Source organism: Kitasatospora sp. NPDC028961 (assembly GCF_055564815.1).
This window is the reverse complement of record NZ_JBVHVO010000023.1, coordinates 17274-34678: the sequence shown is the minus strand read 5'-3', so window position 1 is coordinate 34678 and position 17405 is coordinate 17274. Positions and strand designations below refer to the sequence as shown.

The 17405-nt window shown below is 73.2% G+C and carries 16 protein-coding genes; 4 read left to right on the top strand and 12 right to left on the bottom strand.

Annotated elements, in window-relative coordinates; all coding sequences use genetic code 11:
- Positions 1 to 26 precede the first annotated feature (26 nt).
- The 6 genes from ACZ4UX_RS28630 to ACZ4UX_RS28605 all read right to left on the bottom strand — a co-directional run bounded on the left by ACZ4UX_RS28630 (position 27) and on the right by ACZ4UX_RS28605 (position 6545).
- On the bottom strand, positions 27 to 575 hold the full coding sequence (locus ACZ4UX_RS28630) for an arginine repressor (RefSeq protein WP_329486860.1): 549 nt from the start codon (positions 573 to 575) through the stop codon (positions 27 to 29).
- 17 nt (positions 576 to 592) lie between these two features.
- Positions 593 to 1837: an acetylornithine transaminase gene (locus ACZ4UX_RS28625; RefSeq protein ID WP_352290992.1), complete on the bottom strand. Its 1245-nt coding sequence runs from the start codon at positions 1835 to 1837 to the stop codon at positions 593 to 595.
- A complete protein-coding gene (gene argB, locus ACZ4UX_RS28620) occupies positions 1834 to 2709 on the bottom strand; it encodes an acetylglutamate kinase (RefSeq protein ID WP_329492049.1) in 876 nt (291 codons plus the stop codon). The genes ACZ4UX_RS28625 and argB overlap by 4 nt, the downstream gene beginning before the upstream one ends.
- A 112-nt stretch (positions 2710 to 2821) precedes the next feature.
- Entirely contained in the window at positions 2822 to 3991 is a 1170-nt protein-coding gene (gene argJ / locus ACZ4UX_RS28615; RefSeq protein ID WP_465708795.1) for a bifunctional glutamate N-acetyltransferase/amino-acid acetyltransferase ArgJ, read from the bottom strand.
- A complete protein-coding gene (gene argC, locus ACZ4UX_RS28610) occupies positions 3988 to 5016 on the bottom strand; it encodes an N-acetyl-gamma-glutamyl-phosphate reductase (RefSeq protein ID WP_329486863.1) in 1029 nt (342 codons plus the stop codon). The genes argJ and argC overlap by 4 nt, the downstream gene beginning before the upstream one ends.
- A gap of 245 nt (positions 5017 to 5261) precedes the next feature.
- Positions 5262 to 6545 (bottom strand): methyltransferase, encoded by a 1284-nt coding sequence (locus ACZ4UX_RS28605; RefSeq protein WP_465708794.1) that lies wholly within the window; start codon positions 6543 to 6545, stop codon positions 5262 to 5264.
- Between the two features lie 98 nt (positions 6546 to 6643).
- On the opposite strand from ACZ4UX_RS28605, the gene ACZ4UX_RS28600 reads away from it, so the two are divergent.
- Positions 6644 to 7045: a VOC family protein gene (locus tag ACZ4UX_RS28600; RefSeq protein ID WP_329486865.1), complete on the top strand. Its 402-nt coding sequence runs from the start codon at positions 6644 to 6646 to the stop codon at positions 7043 to 7045.
- A 76-nt stretch (positions 7046 to 7121) separates the two neighbouring features.
- Entirely contained in the window at positions 7122 to 7496 is a 375-nt protein-coding gene (locus tag ACZ4UX_RS28595) for an RNA-binding S4 domain-containing protein (protein WP_329486866.1), read from the top strand.
- 42 nt (positions 7497 to 7538) lie between these two features.
- On the opposite strand, the gene ACZ4UX_RS28590 is transcribed toward ACZ4UX_RS28595, so the two are convergent.
- Both ACZ4UX_RS28590 and ACZ4UX_RS28585 read right to left on the bottom strand, forming a co-directional pair.
- Positions 7539 to 8045: an FBP domain-containing protein gene (locus tag ACZ4UX_RS28590; protein ID WP_329486867.1), complete on the bottom strand. Its 507-nt coding sequence runs from the start codon at positions 8043 to 8045 to the stop codon at positions 7539 to 7541.
- 185 nt (positions 8046 to 8230) lie between these two features.
- Positions 8231 to 9109 (bottom strand): SAM-dependent methyltransferase, encoded by an 879-nt coding sequence (locus ACZ4UX_RS28585; RefSeq protein WP_465708793.1) that lies wholly within the window; start codon positions 9107 to 9109, stop codon positions 8231 to 8233.
- Positions 9110 to 9365: 256 nt separating this feature from the next.
- Here ACZ4UX_RS28585 and ACZ4UX_RS28580 point away from each other — a divergent pair, with 256 nt between their 5' ends.
- Together ACZ4UX_RS28580 and ACZ4UX_RS28575 are read left to right on the top strand one after the other, a co-directional pair.
- On the top strand, positions 9366 to 10304 hold the full coding sequence (locus ACZ4UX_RS28580) for a polysaccharide deacetylase family protein (RefSeq protein WP_352290988.1): 939 nt from the start codon (positions 9366 to 9368) through the stop codon (positions 10302 to 10304).
- A 246-nt stretch (positions 10305 to 10550) separates the two neighbouring features.
- A complete protein-coding gene (locus ACZ4UX_RS28575) occupies positions 10551 to 11420 on the top strand; it encodes a 3-hydroxybutyryl-CoA dehydrogenase (RefSeq protein WP_465708792.1) in 870 nt (289 codons plus the stop codon).
- 404 nt (positions 11421 to 11824) lie between these two features.
- On the opposite strand, the gene ACZ4UX_RS28570 is transcribed toward ACZ4UX_RS28575, so the two are convergent.
- From ACZ4UX_RS28570 to pheS, 4 genes are all read right to left on the bottom strand, one after another.
- The gene (locus ACZ4UX_RS28570; protein ID WP_329486871.1) at positions 11825 to 12556 is read right to left on the bottom strand and encodes a DUF7873 family protein; all 732 of its coding nucleotides are present in this window, start codon (positions 12554 to 12556) and stop codon (positions 11825 to 11827) included.
- A 93-nt stretch (positions 12557 to 12649) separates the two neighbouring features.
- Complete coding sequence (locus tag ACZ4UX_RS28565) at positions 12650 to 13489, bottom strand: chitosanase (protein WP_380387938.1); 840 nt, start codon at positions 13487 to 13489, stop codon at positions 12650 to 12652.
- Positions 13490 to 13715: 226 nt separating this feature from the next.
- Positions 13716 to 16217: a phenylalanine--tRNA ligase subunit beta gene (pheT, locus tag ACZ4UX_RS28560; RefSeq protein ID WP_329486872.1), complete on the bottom strand. Its 2502-nt coding sequence runs from the start codon at positions 16215 to 16217 to the stop codon at positions 13716 to 13718.
- Entirely contained in the window at positions 16217 to 17338 is a 1122-nt protein-coding gene (pheS, locus tag ACZ4UX_RS28555; protein ID WP_329486873.1) for a phenylalanine--tRNA ligase subunit alpha, read from the bottom strand. Before pheS ends, pheT begins: the two co-directional genes overlap by 1 nt.
- Positions 17339 to 17405 lie beyond the last annotated feature (67 nt).

Sequence of the window (17405 nt, the reverse complement as noted above, 5' to 3'; positions counted from 1 at the left end):
CCGGGTCGGCCGGGCCCGGCCGGGGGCTACTGGGCCTTGGCCTGGGCGAGCTGCATCAGGTGGTCGGCGAGGGCCTGGCCGCCGGAGGGATCGCGGCTGATCAGCAGGACGGTGTCGTCCCCGGCGATGGTGCCGATGATCTCGAAGACCTCGGCCTGGTCGATCGAGGAGGCCAGGAACTGGGCCGCGCCCGGCGGGGTCCGCAGGACGACGAGGTTGCCGGAGGCGGTGGCGGAGACCATGAGCTCGCCGGCCAGCCGGGCCATCCGGCCCTCGCTGGCCGACTCCCCCATCGGTGCGCGCGGCGTGCGGTCGCCGCCCTCGGCCGGGACGGCGTAGATGAGCGCGCCGTCCCGGTTGCGGATCTTCACCGCTCCCAGCTCGTCCAGGTCCCGGGAGAGGGTGGCCTGGGTGACCACCAGTCCGTCGTCGGCGAGCAGCTTGGCGAGCTGGCTCTGCGAGCGCACGGGCTGGCGGGTGAGCAGGTCCACGATTCGCCGGTGGCGCGCGGTGCGGGTCTGCGGGACCTGCGGCGTCGGACCGGCGGCGGGCTGGTCGGCGTGGGGAACGGTCATGTGATTATTCTCCCGGACTACGCTCGGCTCGCATCGGCCGGGGCGTTCTCCCGCACCGTCCGGAGGATCTCCGGCAGCGCGGCCAGGAAGGCGTCCGCGTCCTGCTCGGTGAGCACCAGCGGCGGCGCGAGCCGGACGGCGTCCGGGACGGCGGCGTTGACCAGGAAGCCGGCCTCCTGGGCGGCGGCCTGGACCTTCGCGGCCACCGGCGCGGTCAGCACGATGCCGAGCAGCAGGCCGGCCCCGCGCACGTGCGAGACCAGCGGGTCGCCGATCGCCTCGACCCCGTGCCGCAGCCGCTCGCCGATCTTGCGGACGTGCTCCAGCAGGCCCTCGGACTCGATGGTGTCGAGCACCGCGAGAGCCGCCGCCGCGACCACCGGATTGCCGCCGAAGGTGGTGCCGTGCTGGCCCGGGGTGAGCAGCTCGGCGGCCTCCCCGAACGCGAGCACGGCGCCGATCGGCAGCCCGCCGCCGAGTGCCTTGGCGAGGGTGACCACGTCCGGCTCGACGCCCTCGACGGCCTGGTGGGCGAACCAGTACCCGGTGCGGCCGATGCCGGTCTGGATCTCGTCCAGGACGAGCAGGGTGCCGGTGGCCCGGGTGATCTCGCGGGCGGCCCGCAGGTAGCCGTCGGGCAGCGGGATCGCGCCGTTCTCGCCCTGGATCGGCTCCAGGAAGACGGCCGCAGTCTCCGCGGTCACGGCCGCCCGCAGCGCCTCGACGTCGCCGAAGGGGACGTGGGTGACCTCGCCGGGCAGCGGCAGGAACGGCTCCTGCTTGGCGGGCTGGCCGGTGAGCGCGAGGGCGCCCATGGTCCGGCCGTGGAAGCCGCCCTGGAGGGCGACCACATGGGTGCGGCCGGTCCGCCGGCTGATCTTGAACGCGGCCTCGTTGGCCTCGGCGCCGGAGTTGCAGAAGAACACCCGGCCGTCCCGGCCCGAGAGCGTCAGCAGCCGCTCGGCCAGCGCGATGGTCGGCTCGGCCATGAAGAGGTTGGAGACGTGGCCGAGGGTCGAGATCTGCCGGGTGACGGCCTCGACGACCGCCGGGTGACCGGTGCCGAGGGCGTTGACGGCGATGCCGCCGAGCAGGTCGGTGTACTCCTTGCCGTCGGCGTCCCACAGCTTGGCGCCCTCGCCGCGGACCAGCGGGATCCGCGGGGTGCCGTAGTTGTCGGTGAAGGCGTGCTGCCAGCGGTCGGTGAGCCGCTCGTTGCCGGTCGGCTGCGCGCTGCCGCTGTGCTGTGCGTCGGTCGTCATGCCAGTCCCCCGGTCACGGTCGCTTCGTCGTCCGGCACGACCATCGTGCCGATGCCCTCGTCGGTGAAGATCTCCAGCAACAGGCTGTGCTGCACCCGGCCGTCCAGGACGCGGGCGGTGCCCACGCCGGAGCGGACGGCCCGCAGGCAGCCCTCCATCTTGGGGAGCATGCCGCTGGCCAGCTCGGGCAGCAGCTCCTCCAGCTCGGTCGCGCTGAGCTGGCTGATCACGTCGTCGGAGTGCGGCCAGTCGGCGTACAGGCCCTCGACGTCGGTGAGGACGACGAGCATCTCGGCGCCGAGCGCCACCGCGAGGGCGGAGGCGGCGGTGTCGGCGTTGATGTTGTAGACGTGCCCGTCGGTGCCCCGGGCGATCGAGGAGATCACCGGGATCCGGCCGTCGGCGATCAGCGCCTTCACCGCGCCGGCCTCGATGTTGACGATGTCGCCGACCAGGCCGATGTCGACCTGCTCGCCGTCCACCACCGCGTACCGCTTGACGGCGGTCATGGTGTGGGCGTCCTCGCCGGTCATGCCGACCGCGAACGGGCCGTGGCCGTTGAGCAGCCCGACCAGTTCGCGCTGGACCTGGCCGGCCAGCACCATCCGGACCACGTCCATGGTCTCGGGGGTGGTGACCCGCAGGCCGTTGGTGAACGAGGACTCCAGGCCGAGCTTGTCGAGCTGGGCGCTGATCTGCGGGCCGCCGCCGTGGACCACGACGGGGTGCAGACCGGCGTAGCGCAGGAAGACGACGTCCTGGGCGAAGGCCGCCTTGAGGCTCTCGTCCACCATGGCGTTGCCGCCGAACTTCACGACGACGGTCTTGCCGTGGAAGCGCTCCAGCCAGGGCAGCGCCTCGATCAGCGTCATGGCCTTGGGCAACGCGGTGTTGTTGCGGGCCTGTTCGCCCTTGGGTGCGATCTGCACGTGTGTGGTCCCCGGCTCGGTCGGCAGGTGCGGCTGTGGCGGCTGTCAGCGGCTGTCAGGTGGAGTAGGCGCTGTTCTCGTGCACGTAGTCGGCGGTGAGGTCGTTGGTCCACACCGTCGCGGCGGCCTCGCCGGCGTTCAGGCGGGCGGTGATGACGATCTCCCGGCCGGTCATGTCGACGAGGTCGCGGTCCTCCCCGACGCTGCCGTCCCGGCAGACCCAGACGCCGTTGATGGCGACGTCGAGGCGGTCCGGGTCGAAGGCGGCGTCGGTGGTGCCGATCGCGGCCAGCACCCGGCCCCAGTTCGGGTCCTCGCCGTGGAGGGCGCACTTGAGCAGGTTGTTGCGGCTGATGACCCGGGCGACGCCGACGGCCTCCGCCTCGGTGGCGGCGGCGGTGACCTCGATCCGGATGTCCTTGCTCGCGCCCTCGGCGTCACCGATCAGCTGCCGCGCGAGGTCGGCGCAGACGGTGCGGACGGCCTCGTCGAACCCGGCCTGCTCCGGGGTGATGCCGGAGGCGCCGGAGGCGAGCAGCAGCACCGTGTCGTTGGTCGACATGCAGCCGTCGGAGTCGATCCGGTCGAAGGTGGTGCGGGTGGCGGCGCGCAGCGAGACGTCCAGGGCGGCGGCGTCGAGCGCGGCGTCGGTGGTCAGGACGACCAGCATGGTGGCGAGGCCGGGGGCGAGCATGCCGGCGCCCTTGGCCATGCCGCCGACCGTCCAGCCGTCCTTCGTCACCTGGGCGGTCTTGTGGACGGTGTCGGTCGTCTTGATGGCGATCGCGGCGGCCTCGCCACCGGCGGCGTCGAGCTGCCCGGCGGCGAGGGCGACACCGGGCAGCAGGATGTCCATCGGCAGGCGCAGGCCGATCAGGCCGGTGGAGGCGACGGCGATCTCGCCGGCGTTGAGCCCCAGCTCCTCGGCGGCCCTCTCGGCGGTGGCGTGGGTGTCCTGGAAGCCGAGCGGGCCGGTGCAGGCGTTGGCGCCACCGGAGTTGAGGACGACGGCGGAGACCTGACCGCCCTTGAGGACCTGCTCCGACCAGAGCACGGGCGCGGCCTTGACCCGGTTGCTGGTGAACACTCCGGCGGCGGCCAGCGACGGGCCGTCGTTGACGACGAGGGCGAGGTCGGGGGTGCCGGAGTCCTTGATCCCGGCGGTGACGCCGGCGGCCCGGAAGCCCTTGGCGGCGGTCACGCCGACGTTGACGTTCTTGGTCACGGTGCGACTCCGATCAGGGGAAGGCCGAGCTCCTCGGGCAGGCCGAGGGCGATGTTCATGCTCTGCACCGCGCCGCCGGCGGTGCCCTTGACCAGGTTGTCGATCGCGCTGATCGCGATGATCCGCCCGGCGCTCTCGTCCAGGGCGACCTGGACCAGGGCGGCGTTGGAGCCGTAGACGCTGCTGGTCTGCGGCCACTGGCCCTCGGCCAGCAGGTGGACGAAGGGCTCGTCGGCGAACGCCTCGGTGTAGGCGGCGCGCAGGGCCTCGCCGGTCACCCCGGGCTTCGCCTTGGCGGAGCAGGTGGCGAGGATGCCGCGCGGCATCGGCACCAGGGTGGGCGTGAAGGAGACGGTGACCGGCTCGCCCGCGACCGGGGTGAGGTTCTGCGACATCTCCGGGGTGTGCCGGTGCTGCCCGCCGACGCCGTAGGCGCTGACGTTGCCCATCACCTCGCTGCCGAGCAGGTGGGTCTTGGCGGCCTTGCCGGCGCCCGAGGTGCCGGAGGCGGCGACGATCACGGCCTCGGGCTCGGCGAGCCCGGCCGCGTACGCCGGGAAGAGCGCCAGCGAGACGGCGGTCGGGTAGCAGCCGGGGACGGCGATGCGGTTGCCGCCCTTGAGCGCGGCGCGGTGGCCGGGCAGCTCGGGGAGGCCGTAGGGCCAGGTGCCGGCGTGCGCGGAGCCGTAGAACTGCTCCCAGTCGGCGGCGGCCTTCAGCCGGAAGTCGGCGCCGCAGTCGACGACCAGGACGTTCTGGCCGAGGGCCTCGGCGACGGCGGCGGACTGGCCGTGCGGCAGTGCCAGGAACACCACGTCGTGGTCGGCCAGCACCTCGGGGGTGGTGGGCTCCAGGATCCGGTCGGCGAGCGGGATCAGGTGCGGCTGCAGGGTGCCGAGCCTGGTACCCGCGTTCGAGCCGCCGGTCAGCGCCCCGATCTCCACCTCGGGGTGGCCGAGCAGCAGGCGCAGCACCTCACCGCCCGCGTATCCGCTCGCACCGGCGACGGCGACTCGCAATGCCATGGCAGTTCCCTCCTTGGTCGGAGCATGAATATACGCATCACGGAACATTCATGCAAGGGAGTGCGCGGCGGACCGACAGGCGGACCGCTCCACACCCGGGCGGCGGGGTGCGCCGTCCACCGCGGACGGCCCGCCACCCGTCGGCGCCAGGAGCTTAGGTTACCCTTAGTTGATCGTCGGGCGGCGCGCTCCCGGCGCCGTCGGCCCGGCCCCCGGCCCGGCCCCCGGCCGGGTCACCGGCCTGCTCACCGGCGGACGGCCCGCAGCACCACGAACTTCGGGTTGCCCGCGACGACTTCGCAGTTCCCGAAGAGGCGGCGCAGCTTGACGTGGTAGCCGAGATGACGGTTGCCGACCACCCAGAGTTCGCCACCCGGGCGCAGCGCCCGGCGGGCACCGGTGAACATCCGCCAGGCGGTGGCGTCGGTGGTGGCCTGGTGGGAGTGGAACGGCGGGTTGTTCAGCACCAGGTCGACCGAGCCGGCCGGGACGGCGTCCGTGCCGAGGGCGTCGGCGGTGAGGAACTCGGCGGGCGCCCGCGGGCCGAGGTTCTCCCGGAAGGTGGCCTCGGCCGAGGCGACGGCCTGGTGGGACTCGTCGACGAAGACCAGCTCGGCGCCGGGGCTGGCGAGCGCCGCCGCGGTGCCGACCACGCCGTTGCCGCAGCCGAGGTCGACGACCCGGGCCCCGGGGGCGGCCACCGGCAGGTGACCGAGCAGGAAGCGGGTGCCGATGTCGAGCCGCTCGGCGCAGAAGGTACCGGCGTGGTTGACCACCGTGCGCCCGGAGGCCGGGCCGATGTCGCCGGGCAGCGCGTAGCGGTGCGGCCAGGGGTTGGGGCCGGGGTCGAGCGCCGGGTCGGGGGTGCAGAAGATCAGCCGGGCCTTGCGGGCCGCGAGCGAGGTGCGGGTCGGGCCGAGGATCCGCTCGAAGAGCTGGAGGGTGGAGGTGTGGATCTCGGTGACCATGCCGGTGCCGATCACCACCGTGCCGGGGTGCACGGCGGGCGCGAGGCGGTGCAGCTGGTCCTCCAGCAGCGCGAGGCTCTTGGGGACGCGGACCAGTAGGACGTCGACCCGCCCGGGCGGGGTGTCGCGGGTGGTGAGCAGCCGGGCCGCGTCGGGGGCGGCGCCGGCCCGGGCGAGGTTGGCCAGGGTGGCCTGCCGGCCGAGGTGGGAGTCGCTGATCTGGACCGGCGCGGTACTCGGGGCGGGGGCCGCTGCGGTGGCCGTCCCGGTGGCCGGCGCCGTGGCCGTCCCGGTGGTCGGCGCCGAGGACAGCGCGGTGGTGAGCGCCGTGGTCAGCGCGCCCCAGCGGTCGCCGAGGACGACGACGGTGCGGCCGGTGAGCTCGGTGACCGCGCCCTGGGCGCTGTCCGCCTCCCCGGCGAGATGGCGCAGCAGGTACTCGTCGGCGGCGTCCCAGGCGCGCAGCCGCTCGCGCGGGTCCTCCGGGAAGCGGGTGAGGTCGAAGGTGCCCCACGGGGTGGTGAAGGGGGTCGCGGCGGTGGGCGTGCTGAGGCGGTTCATCGTGATCTCAGGCTAGCCGACCACCGGGCGCCGACCTTCCGGTCGGCCGATACTGGAGGGGCCCGACCGGAAGGTCCTGACCGGAAGGGGATTGGGCCATGGACTGGAAGCTCGAAGTAGTGGTGGTCCCGGTGTCGGACGTGGCCCGGGCCAAGATCTTCTACGAGGAACAGGCCGGTTTCACCGTCGACCACGACACCCGGATCCGGGACGGGGTCCGGGTCGTGCAGCTGACGCCGCCGGGCTCCGGCTGTTCGATCGTGGTGGGCACCGGGGTCACGGACGCGCCGCCGGGCTCGGTGAAGGGCCTGCAGCTGGTGGTGCCGGACATCGTCAAGGCGCACGGCGAGCTGGTGGCGCGGGGCGTGGAGGTGAGCCCGGTCCAGCACTTCGAGGACGGCGCCCGGGTGGACGGCCGCGGCGGGGCGTGGAACTCGTTCGTCTTCTTCAACGACCCGGACGGCAACGGCTGGGCGGTCCAGGAGTCGCCGCCCGGCTGACCCCGACGCCCTCGCCGGCCCGGAGCCCGCGCAGACCCCGGCGCGACGCCGGGCCGGCCGTGGGTAGGCTCGGAGGATGGTCGAAGACGAGGGAAGCGTCCGGGTGGACAGCTGGATCTGGTCGGTGCGGCTCACCAAGACGCGCGCGCTGGCGGCGGCCGCCTGCCGGGCCGGACACGTCCGGGTGAACGGCGAGCGGGTCAAGCCCGCGCAGGCGCTGAAGGCCGGCGACGAGGTGCGCGTGCGCCAGGAGGGCTTCGAGCGGATCGTCGTGGTGAAGCGGCTGGTCCGCAAGCGGGTCGGGGCGGTCGTCGCGGCCGAGTGCCTGGTGGACAACAGCCCGCCGAGGCCGCCGCGCGAACTGCTGGCGGCGGCCGGCGAGCGCGACCGGGGTGCCGGCCGGCCCACCAAGCGGGACCGCCGCGAGCTCGACCAGCTGCGGCACGGCTAGCGGACGCGGCACGGCCAGCGGACCGCCCCGGGCCCGGCGGTCTCAGGCCGGGGTGTCGGTGAGGACCTTCGCCAGGAAGGCGTCCAGGTTCGCCACCGTGCGGGCCACCAGCTCCTCCTGCGACAGCGACTCCTCGGGCCGGCTGACCAGGGCGGACTTCTTCAGCCCGCGCAGGTAGAGCGAACAGGCCAGGTCGGCGCAGATGTAGGTGCCGACGGTGTTGCCCTCGCGGCCGGAGACGCCGGCCCGGCGGGCGGCCAGCAGCGCCACGCCCGAGCCCGCGTGGGCGGAGAGGCAGAGCGAGCAGACGTTGGTCTTGGTCAGGCTGCGGCGCACGGACGGCACCCGCAGTGTGACGCCGACCAGCTCGCCGCCGTGCTCGGCGACCAGGTAGCCGCGGTCGGGCGCGCCCTGGTCCCGCCAGCCGAGGAAGTCCAGGTGCTCCCACGGGAGTTCGGCCAGACCCCGGGGCAGGTTGAGCCGACGGGCCTCGCCCTTGGAACAGTTGACGAAGGAGCCGCGGATCTCGTTCTCGCTCAGGGGGTTCATGATTCGCAACGTAACACCGAGCGCGCCGGGCGGTCGCGGCATTTTCCACCGAAGCGTCCCGCTGTGCGCCACCCGAGGCGCCCGCCCGCGGCCCGGAACGGGCCGGCCCCGGCCCCGGCACGGGCACCGGGGCCGGCCGCCCGCACGGTGGTCGGGGCCGCACGGCGCGGGCCCCGACGGGTGGTTCAGGCCTTGAAGGCGACACCCGCGTAGGCGGAGACGTCCTGCCAGCCGGCGGGCAGCTCGTCGGTCGGGACGTGGCCGGCCCCGGCGCGCCAGAGCGGGAGCTGGACCAGACCGGGCCCGGCGAACCCGAAGTCGCCGAAGAAGGGCTCGACGGCGGCGCGCGGACGCAGCACCAGCGGCGCGCTGGCGCTCCGGTAGATCCGGGTGCCCTCGGCCGCGCTCTCCCGGGAGGCGAAGTCGGGGCTGCCGTGCGAGAGGATCAGCGCGCTGCCGGGCGCGAGCGCGTCGCGCAGGGTGCGGACGATCTCCTGGGCGCCGTCCTCGTCGCGGATGAAGTGCAGCACCGCGACCAGCATCAGGGCGACCGGCCGGTCCAGGTCGACGGCGGCGCGCAGGCCGGGGTGGTCGAGGATGGTCGCCGGCTCGCGGAGGTCGGCCTCGATGACGGAGGTGTGGCCGGCCTTGTGGCTCGCCAGCAGGGCGCGGGCGTGGGTGGCCACGATCGGGTCGTTGTCGACGTACACCACGCGGGCGTCCGGGGCGGCCCGGCGGGCCATCTCGCTGGTGGAGCCGACGGCGGGGATGCCGGTACCGATGTCGACGAACTGGCGGATGCCCTGGCCGGCCACGAACTCGACGGCGCGGCCGAGGAATTCGCGGTTGGTGCGGGCCAGCAGCGGCAGCGCGGGGTAGGCCGCTATCGCGGCCTCGGCGGCCTTGCGGTCCGCCTCGAAGTTGTCCTTGCCGCCGAGGTAGTAGTCGTACATCCGGGCGGTGTGCGGAACGCCGGTGTCCAGCTCGGTCGGCGGCTGCCAGTCCTCGGCCTTCACCCAGTCCCAGTCCGTACCGACGTCGGTCGTCGCGGTGTCCTCGTGCATCCTGCTTTCCGCCCCCTCAAGCCCACTGCCGGAATGCCTGCCCGTCACGGCGCCGGAGCGCCTCGCTGCGCGGGCGGCCCGGCCTGCCGGGCCCACCACGCGGCGCGCGGTGATCGTATCCGACGACACGCCGTGGAGACAGCGGGAGTTCAGGATTCCGCAGCTCCCCGGCCGTGGTGCGGGCACGCCCTCCCGGCAGGTCGGGTCGGCGCGCTCGAATCGCCCCGGCGTTTCACCGTCTCTATGCTGGCTGCCGATGACTGCCGACCGGATGACCGCCGACCGCCGCACCGTCCTGCGCGCCACCGCCAGGTTCGCCGCCCTGACCGCCGTCGGCGGCCTGCTCGCGGCCTGCGCCGGAACCTCCCCCCGCCGGGCCGACCCGGGGGCGCTCGCCGTCCACCCCGGCACCGTGGACCCGGCCGGCGGCGACCCGGCGGCGGTCGACCCCGCCTGGGCGGCCGGCGAGGGCGCCGCCTCCCCCGCCCCGGACCCCACCGCCCCGGCCGGACCGCAGGGGGCGGCCTCCCCCACCGCGGCCGCCACCACCGTCGCGCCGCCGGTCCCGCCCACCCTCACGCCGCTCGCCCCGGGCACCCCCGTCGAGGTCGCGTACGGACCGCGGACCGGCCGCAACGTCGCCCTGACCTTCCACGGCAGCGGCGACCCGAGGATCGCCACCGCCCTGCTGGAGATCGCCGAACAGCGCGGCGCCGCGCTCACCGTGATGGCCGTCGGCAGCTGGCTGGACCAGCAGCCGCAGATGGCCCGCCGGATCCTGGACGGCGGCCACGAGCTGGGCAACCACACCCAGAACCACCAGAACATCTCCGCGATGGGCCCCGACCAGGCGCGCGCCGAGATCGCCCAGTGCGCGGAGCGGCTGCAACGGCTCACCGGCTCGATCGGCCGCTGGTTCCGGCCGTCCGCCGCCCAGTACGCCACGCCGATGGTGCGCGAGCAGGCCCGGGCGGTCGGGTACGAGCACGTGCTCTCCTTCGACGTCGACCCGCGCGACTACAGCGATCCGAGCGCCGCGGAACTACAGCGCCGGGTGCTCGCCTCGGTGAAGGGCGGCTCGGTGGTCGCCCTGCACATGGGCCACCAGTGCACGGTGGACGCGCTGCCGGGCATCCTGGACGGACTCACCAGGGCGGGGCTCGCGCCGGTCACCGCCAGCCGGCTCTGCGCCTGAACCCTCCGGGCGGCGGGTGCGCCGGCACCCGGGCGCACGGGTCCCGCGACCCGGGCCCACCCCTTCGGAGCAGCGCCCGCGGACCCGGTTCAGCCTGGGAGGGGATGACCTACCGACGGGTACGGAGTAGTAACGTCGTCGGGGCGGTGCACCGGTGCACACCTATCGGTGCGCCCGCCCGCTGAACAGCAGCTTGCTGGGACACCTGTCGCTGGGAGACCCCCGGCACCACCGAAGGGCAACTGAGTGAGTGACATCGCGCGCGTCGGAGTGATCGGCTGCGGTCTGATGGGGTCGGGCATCGCGGAGGTGTTCGCCCGGGCGGGGCTGGACGTCCTGGTGTCGGAGGCGAGCGGGGAGGCCCTGGAGTTCGGTCGCACCCGGCTGACCAACTCCCTGGAGACGGCGGTCAAGCGGGGCAAGCTGAGCCCCGAGGACCGCGACGGGGCGATGTCCCGGCTGTCCTTCACCACCGACCTGGCCGACTTCGCCGACCGCGACCTGGTGGTCGAGGCGGTCGCCGAGCGCGAGGACATCAAGGTCCAGATCTTCCAGACGCTGGACCAGGTGGTCGAGCGCCGGGACGCCATCCTGGCCTCCAACACCTCGTCGATCCCGATCGTGAAGCTGGCCGCCGCCACCTCGCGCCCGGAGCAGGTGATCGGCCTGCACTTCTTCAACCCGGCGCCGGTGCAGAAGCTGGTCGAGGTGATCCCGACGCTGACCACCTCGGCGGCCACCACCGAGCGGGTCGAGACCTTCGCCTCCGAGGTGCTGGGCAAGGAGCCGATCCGCGCCCGCGACCGGGCCGGCTTCGTGGTGAACGCGCTCCTGGTGCCGTACCTGCTGTCGGCGGTGCGGATGTTCGAGTCGGGCGTGGCGACCGCCTCCGACATCGACAAGGGCATGGAGGCCGGCTGCGCCCACCCGATGGGCCCGCTGCGGCTCTGCGACCTGATCGGTCTGGACACCATCGTGTCGATCGCCGAGTCGATGTATGACGAATACAAGGAGCCGCTGTTCGCCGCTCCCCCGCTGCTCTCCCGGATGGTCGACGCGGGCCTGCTGGGCCGCAAGTCCGGCCGCGGTTTCTACGACTACACCGCGAGCGCCTGAACCCGGGAACGGTGACGGGGCCCGGGAGCGGTATCCAGCTACCCGGGCCCCTGAGGTGCCACCCAATTGCTTGCACCGGCACGTTTAAGGGTGTGGGTCATTCTCACAGCATCGCGCTTTGCCATTGAAGCTACCGCGCCACGATAGAGGCGCAGACGGGAGTCGAACCCGCATCCGACGCTTACAGCACACACCCGGTCGATCCGGCGCTCGGCGGCGAATGCTGAGCCTGGAGCGAGAGTCTGAGTCTTACAGGGGCGCCTCTGCCATGTTGGGCCACTCCGGCGCGAAATGCCGGAGGGAGGACTCGAACCTCCACATTCTCCCCTGATATCAGCTTCAACCTCAGTATCAGCTTGCGCTCTTCGCGCCACCCCCGCTCTCATACGGGGGCGATCTGGGGGCTACCCGAACAGGTAGCCGAACACCGCCTCACCGACCCGGCGGTCGGTGACCTCCGAGCCGTTGGCCTCCTCGCGGGCGAACTGGACGGCCTGCTGGAGCTTCTCGACCCGCTCCAGGAGCTCGTTCACCCGCCGGGCCGGAAGGGCCCCGGAGAACTTGACCGTCGTCCAGTAGCCGACCGCGATGTCCTCGTAGTACACCTCGACCTGCGCCGGGTGCTTCTCCGTGGCCTCGGCCTTCACGTGGTTGCGCGGCACCTTCTTGGTGCGGATCGTGCGCACCGCCTCGGTCTTCCAGGAGTCCGTCGAGGCGTCGTGGTTCCAGGCCTCGGCGGCGTCCAGCACCGGCAGCTTCCGCACGAAGGTGCGCAGGTCGGTGAGCTGCTTCTCCAGGAAGAGCAGGTAGGTGACCGGTACCTGGGCCACCAGCGTCCGGCCGTCGACCACGACGTCGGCGCGGGCCTCGGTGTTGGCCCAGTCCTTCGTCGCGGTGACGTCGAACAGCCGGGACAGCGTCGCGGACGTGGTCCGCAGGACGTCCTCGGCCTTCACCTGGACGCGGGTGGACTCCGGGGGGAGCTGCTCGCCCTCCTCGTCCTTGGGCTGGTACGTCCGGGAGATGCCGGCCAGCAGCGCGGGCTTCTGCAAGTCCTGGTGGGACTGCGTCAGCTCCTGGAAGGACTTGGACTTGACGCCCTTTTCGACGGCGATGATCTGGTTCAGCTTTGCCACGTCGTCGAACGTATCAGCGATCGTGGCAGGGTGTCACCCGATAAACGGGGCGACCGCGGAGGCCGGGCGAACGGCCTCCGCGGTCGGCACGGGTCAGCTGTTGATGCTGTAGCTGTCGCCGTAGACCTTCCACTTGAGCGGGGGGTTGAGGTCGAAGTTCTTGGCGTTGAGGAAGACCAGCTGCTCGGTGTCGACGCGGCTGGTGTCGGAGTGCGCCTCCTCGGTCTTCATGGCGGCCCGGCGGGCGTCCAGGAAGGCCTTGAGGTAGGTGGCCTCGTCGCCGCCCTGGGCCGGCGTCTTGGCCTTCTTCATGGCGGTCTTGCGGATCCCGCCGAAGCTGGTCGAGCTGGTGCCCGGGCCGTGCATGACGATGGCGTCGTAGTAGGCGAACTGGCCGAGCGCGCGCAGGCCGTCGGACTTGGCCTGGCTGACGGCGGGGTTGAAGTAGACGCGGTCGCGCTCGTCGTTCTGCGCCTGCTGGAAGACGCCGTCCTTGGCCGCGGTGGCCCAGTCCTTCTCGAAGGCGCTGCCCAGGCCCGCGTGCGACTCGGTGCCGTTCACCTTGCGCAGCGCCGGCAGGTACTTGGCGAGGACGTTGCCCGGCTTGAGGTCGGTGTAGTGCTCGACCAGGTCGAGCATGTCGCCGGTGCCCGAGCAGAAGCCGATGATGCCGGCGGTGTAGCCGCGGCCGTCACCGATGTCCTCGATGTACTTGTACTGCGACTTCCAGTCCAGAGAGGAGTTCTCGGCGCTGGACACCAGCTGCATCGCGATGTCCTTCTTGTGCGGGTCGTCCAGGCCGACGGCCTTGGCCTGGACGACGGCCGCGGTCGGCGCCGCGTGGGCTGCGCCGGCGGCCGCGACCGTGGCGGGCGCGGCCATCAGCAGGGCGGCGAGGGCTATCCGGACGGTGCGGTGCTGGGGACGGTGCATCTGACGCTCCGTGTTCCGTGGGGGGACGGCGGGGGGATGCCGTCGACCGGGAGTTAGGAAACTTTCCTAACCAATAAATAGCGCCCACGATCCCTGCTCCGCAAGGGTTTTGACGGAAACTCCTCAAAGAGCCAGGTCAGCCGCACCGGCCGGACCGCCGCCACCGGGACGACGAAGGGCCCCGCCGCTGGAAACCGGCGACGGGGCCCTCCACCCGGGATGCGCGTCAGGCGCCGCGGAGCACCGCGCCGGTCCGGGCGACGGCCTCGGCCACGGCCGCCTCGCGGGCCGCGCTGGCCTCGTCGGCGGTCAGCGTGCGGTCGGCCGCGCGGAAGCGCAGCGCGTAGGCCAGCGACTTCTTGCCCTCGCCGACCTGCTCGCCGGTGAAGACGTCGAACAGCCGGATGGCCTCCAGCAGTTCGCCGGCGCCGGCCCGCAGCGCGGCCTCGACCTCGGCGGCCGGGACGGCGCCGTCGACGATCAGCGCCACGTCCTGGGTCGCGACCGGGAACGCGGAGACGGCCGGGCCGGAGACCCGGACGGCGCCGTCGGCGGTCAGCAGGTCGAGGTCGACCTCCATCGCGCTGGTGCGCTCGGGCAGACCGAGCGCCTTGACGACGCGCGGGTGCAGCTCACCGGCGTGGCCGACCACCCGGTCGGTCCCGGCGACCACCAGCTCGGCGCAGCGGCCCGGGTGCCACGGGGCCAGCCGGCCCTGGCGGACGGCCAGTTCGACGCCGGCCGCACGGGCCACCGCACGGGCGGCCTCGATCGCGTCGGCCCAGGAGGCCGGGGCGCCCTTGCCCCACCAGCCGGACGGCACCCGCTCGCCCGCGAGGGCGGCGGCGATCCGGCGCGGCTGGTCCGGCAGGGCGGCGTCGAGGGCGGCGAGCTCCTCGTCGCTCGGACGGCGGTCGACGGCCGGGCGCGGCGCGACGGACTGCTCGTCCTTGGGCAGGAAGACGGTACCCGTCTCGAAGATCGCCAGATCGGTGTTGCCGCGGCCGACGTTGCGGCGCAGCGCCCCGAGCAGGCCCGGCAGCAGCGTGGTGCGCAGCGCCGGCTCCTCGTCGTTGAGCGGGTTGACCAGCTTCACCGTGCGGCGGCGCCGGTCGTCCTTCTCCAGGCCGAGCCCGTCGAAGGCGGCCTCGCCGACGAACGGGTAGTTGTTGACCTCGACGTAGCCGGCGCCGGCCAGCGCGACACCGGCCCGGCGGTGGGTGCGCTGGGCCTCGGTCAGGCCCTTGCCCGGCGGCACGGTGGGCATCCGGGCGGGGACGTTGTCGTACCCCTCCAGGCGGATGACCTCCTCCGCGAGGTCGTACGGGTCGGTGAGGTCGGGGCGCCAGGTCGGCGGGGTGACCTCCAGGACGTCGGCGCCCGCGACGGAGCAGCCGATCTCCTGCAGCCGCCGGGTGACGGTCTCCCGGCCGTAGGCGGTGCCGGCGACGCGGTCGGGCAGGTCCGCGGCGATGGTGATGGTGCGCACCGGGTGCGGGGCCGCGATGTCGGTGACCCCGGCCTCGGCGGTGCCGCCGGCGATCAGGACCAGCAGGTCGACGGCGCGCTGCGCGGCGGCGCGGGCGGCCTCCGGGTCGACGCCGCGCTCGAAGCGCTTCGACGCCTCGGAGGGCAGCTTGTGCCGCTTGGCACCGCGGGCGATCACGACCGGGTCGAAGTGCGCCGCCTCGATGATCACCTCGGTGGTGCCCGGACCGGCGGCCGGGTCGAGGATCTCGGTGGAGGCACCGCCCATGACACCGGCCAGGCCGATCGGGCCGCTGTTGTCGCAGATCAGCAGGTCCTCGGCGGAGAGCTTGCGCGCGACGCCGTCGAGCGTGGTCAGGGTCTCGCCCTGCTCCGCCCGGCGGACCACGATGGGGCCGTCCACGCGCTGCTTGTCGTAGGCGTGCAGCGGCTGGCCGACCTCCAGCATCACGTAGTTGGTGATGTCCACGGCCAGCGAGATCGGCCGGATGCCGGCCTTCTGCAGGCGGCGCTGGAGCCAGATCGGCGACTTGGCGGTCGGGTCGAGGCCGATCACCGTGCGGGCCACGAAGCGGTCGCAGCCGGCCGGGTCGGCGACCTTGACCAGGTAGCCGTAGGAGTTCGCCGGCGGCACGTCGAGCAAGGCCGGGTCGGCCAGCGGCAGCCCGTACGCGGCGGCTGCCTCGCGGGCCACCCCGCGCATCGAGAGGCAGTAGCCGCGGTCCGGGGTGACGGCGATGTCCAGCACCTCGTCGACGAGCTGGAGCAGCTCGACGGCGTCGGTGCCGGGCTCGTACTCCGGCGGGAGGACGATGATGCCGTCGTGGTCGTCGCCCATGCCCAGCTCGCGGGCCGAGCAGATCATGCCGGCCGAGGTGTGGCCGTAGGTCTGGCGGGCCGCGATCGGGAACGGGCCGGGCAGCACGGCGCCCGGCAGGACGACGACGACCTTGTCGCCGACGGCGAAGTTGGTCGCGCCGCAGACGATCTCCTGCGGCTCGCCGGTGCCGTTGGCGTCGCCGACGTTGACGAAGCAGTGCCGGATCGGCTTCTTGAAGCCGGAGAGCTCCTCGATGGAGAGGACCTGGCCGACCACCAGCGGGCCCTTGAGGTCGCCGCCGATCTGCTCGACCGTCTCGACCTCCAGCCCGGCCCGGACCAGTCGCTCCGCCACGTCGCGGCCGGTCTCGCCGGCCGGCAGGTCGACGTACTCGCGCAGCCAGGAAAGCGGGACGCGCATCAGATCTCCATCCCGAACGGGAGGGTGAAGCGCACGTCACCCTCGACCATGTCGCGCATGTCGGCGACGTTGTGACGGTTCATCAGGATTCGCTCCAGGCCCAGGCCGAAGGCGAACCCGCTGTAGCGGCTCGGGTCGATGCCGCAGGCGACCAGCACCCGCGGGTTGACCACGCCGCAGCCGCCGAGCTCGATCCAGCCCTCGGAGGAGCAGGTGCGGCAGGGCCGGTCCGGGTTGCCGACGCTCTCGCCGCGGCAGACGAAGCACTGCAGGTCGATCTCGGCGCTCGGCTCGGTGAACGGGAAGTACGAGGGCCGCCAGCGCAGCTCCAGGCCGTCCCCGATCAGCTTGGACACCAGCAGCTCGATGGTGCCCTTGAGGTCGGCGAAGGTGATGCCCTCGTCCACGGCCAGACCCTCGACCTGGCGGAAGACCGGGGTGTGGGTGGCGTCCAGCTCGTCGGTCCGGTAGACCCGGCCGGGGCAGACCACGTAGATGGGGGGCTCGCGGTCGAGCATGGTGCGGGCCTGGACCGGGGAGGTCTGGGTCCGCAGCACCACGCCGGAGTCGGCGGAGCCGTCCGGGGCCTGGACGAAGAAGGTGTCCTGCATCGAACGGGCCGGGTGGTCCGGTCCCAGGTTGAGGGCGTCGAAGTTCAGCCACTCGGCCTCGACCTCGGGGCCCTCGGCGACCTGGTAGCCCATCGCGACGAAGGTGTCCTCGATGCGCTCGGCCAGCGTGGTCAGCGGGTGGCGGGCGCCGCGCGGGGTCCGGTCGTAGGGCAGCGTGACGTCCACCGCCTCCTCGACCAGGACGCGGGCGTCGCGCTCCGCCTCCAGCTCGGCCTGGCGCCGGGCGAGGGCCTGGTTGACGGCGCCGCGGGCCTGGCCGATCAGCTTGCCGGCGGCGGCCTTGGCGTGCGGGGGCAGAGCGCCGATCTCGCGGTTGGCGAGGGAGAGCGCGGAGCGGTCGCCGGTGTGGGCGACCTTGGCCTGCTTCAGCTCGTCGAGGCTGGTGGCGGCGGCGAAGGCCCGGACGGCCTCGTCCCGCGCCTGCTCCACCACCTCGGGCTTGAGGGCCTCGACCTCGACCGGGTCGTACGACTTGTTGGGTGCCGACATCTCTATCTTCCCGTGCTCCTGCTCGTCCGTGCTCAGGTAAGGGCTCGTGCCTTCGCGTGACGCCCGG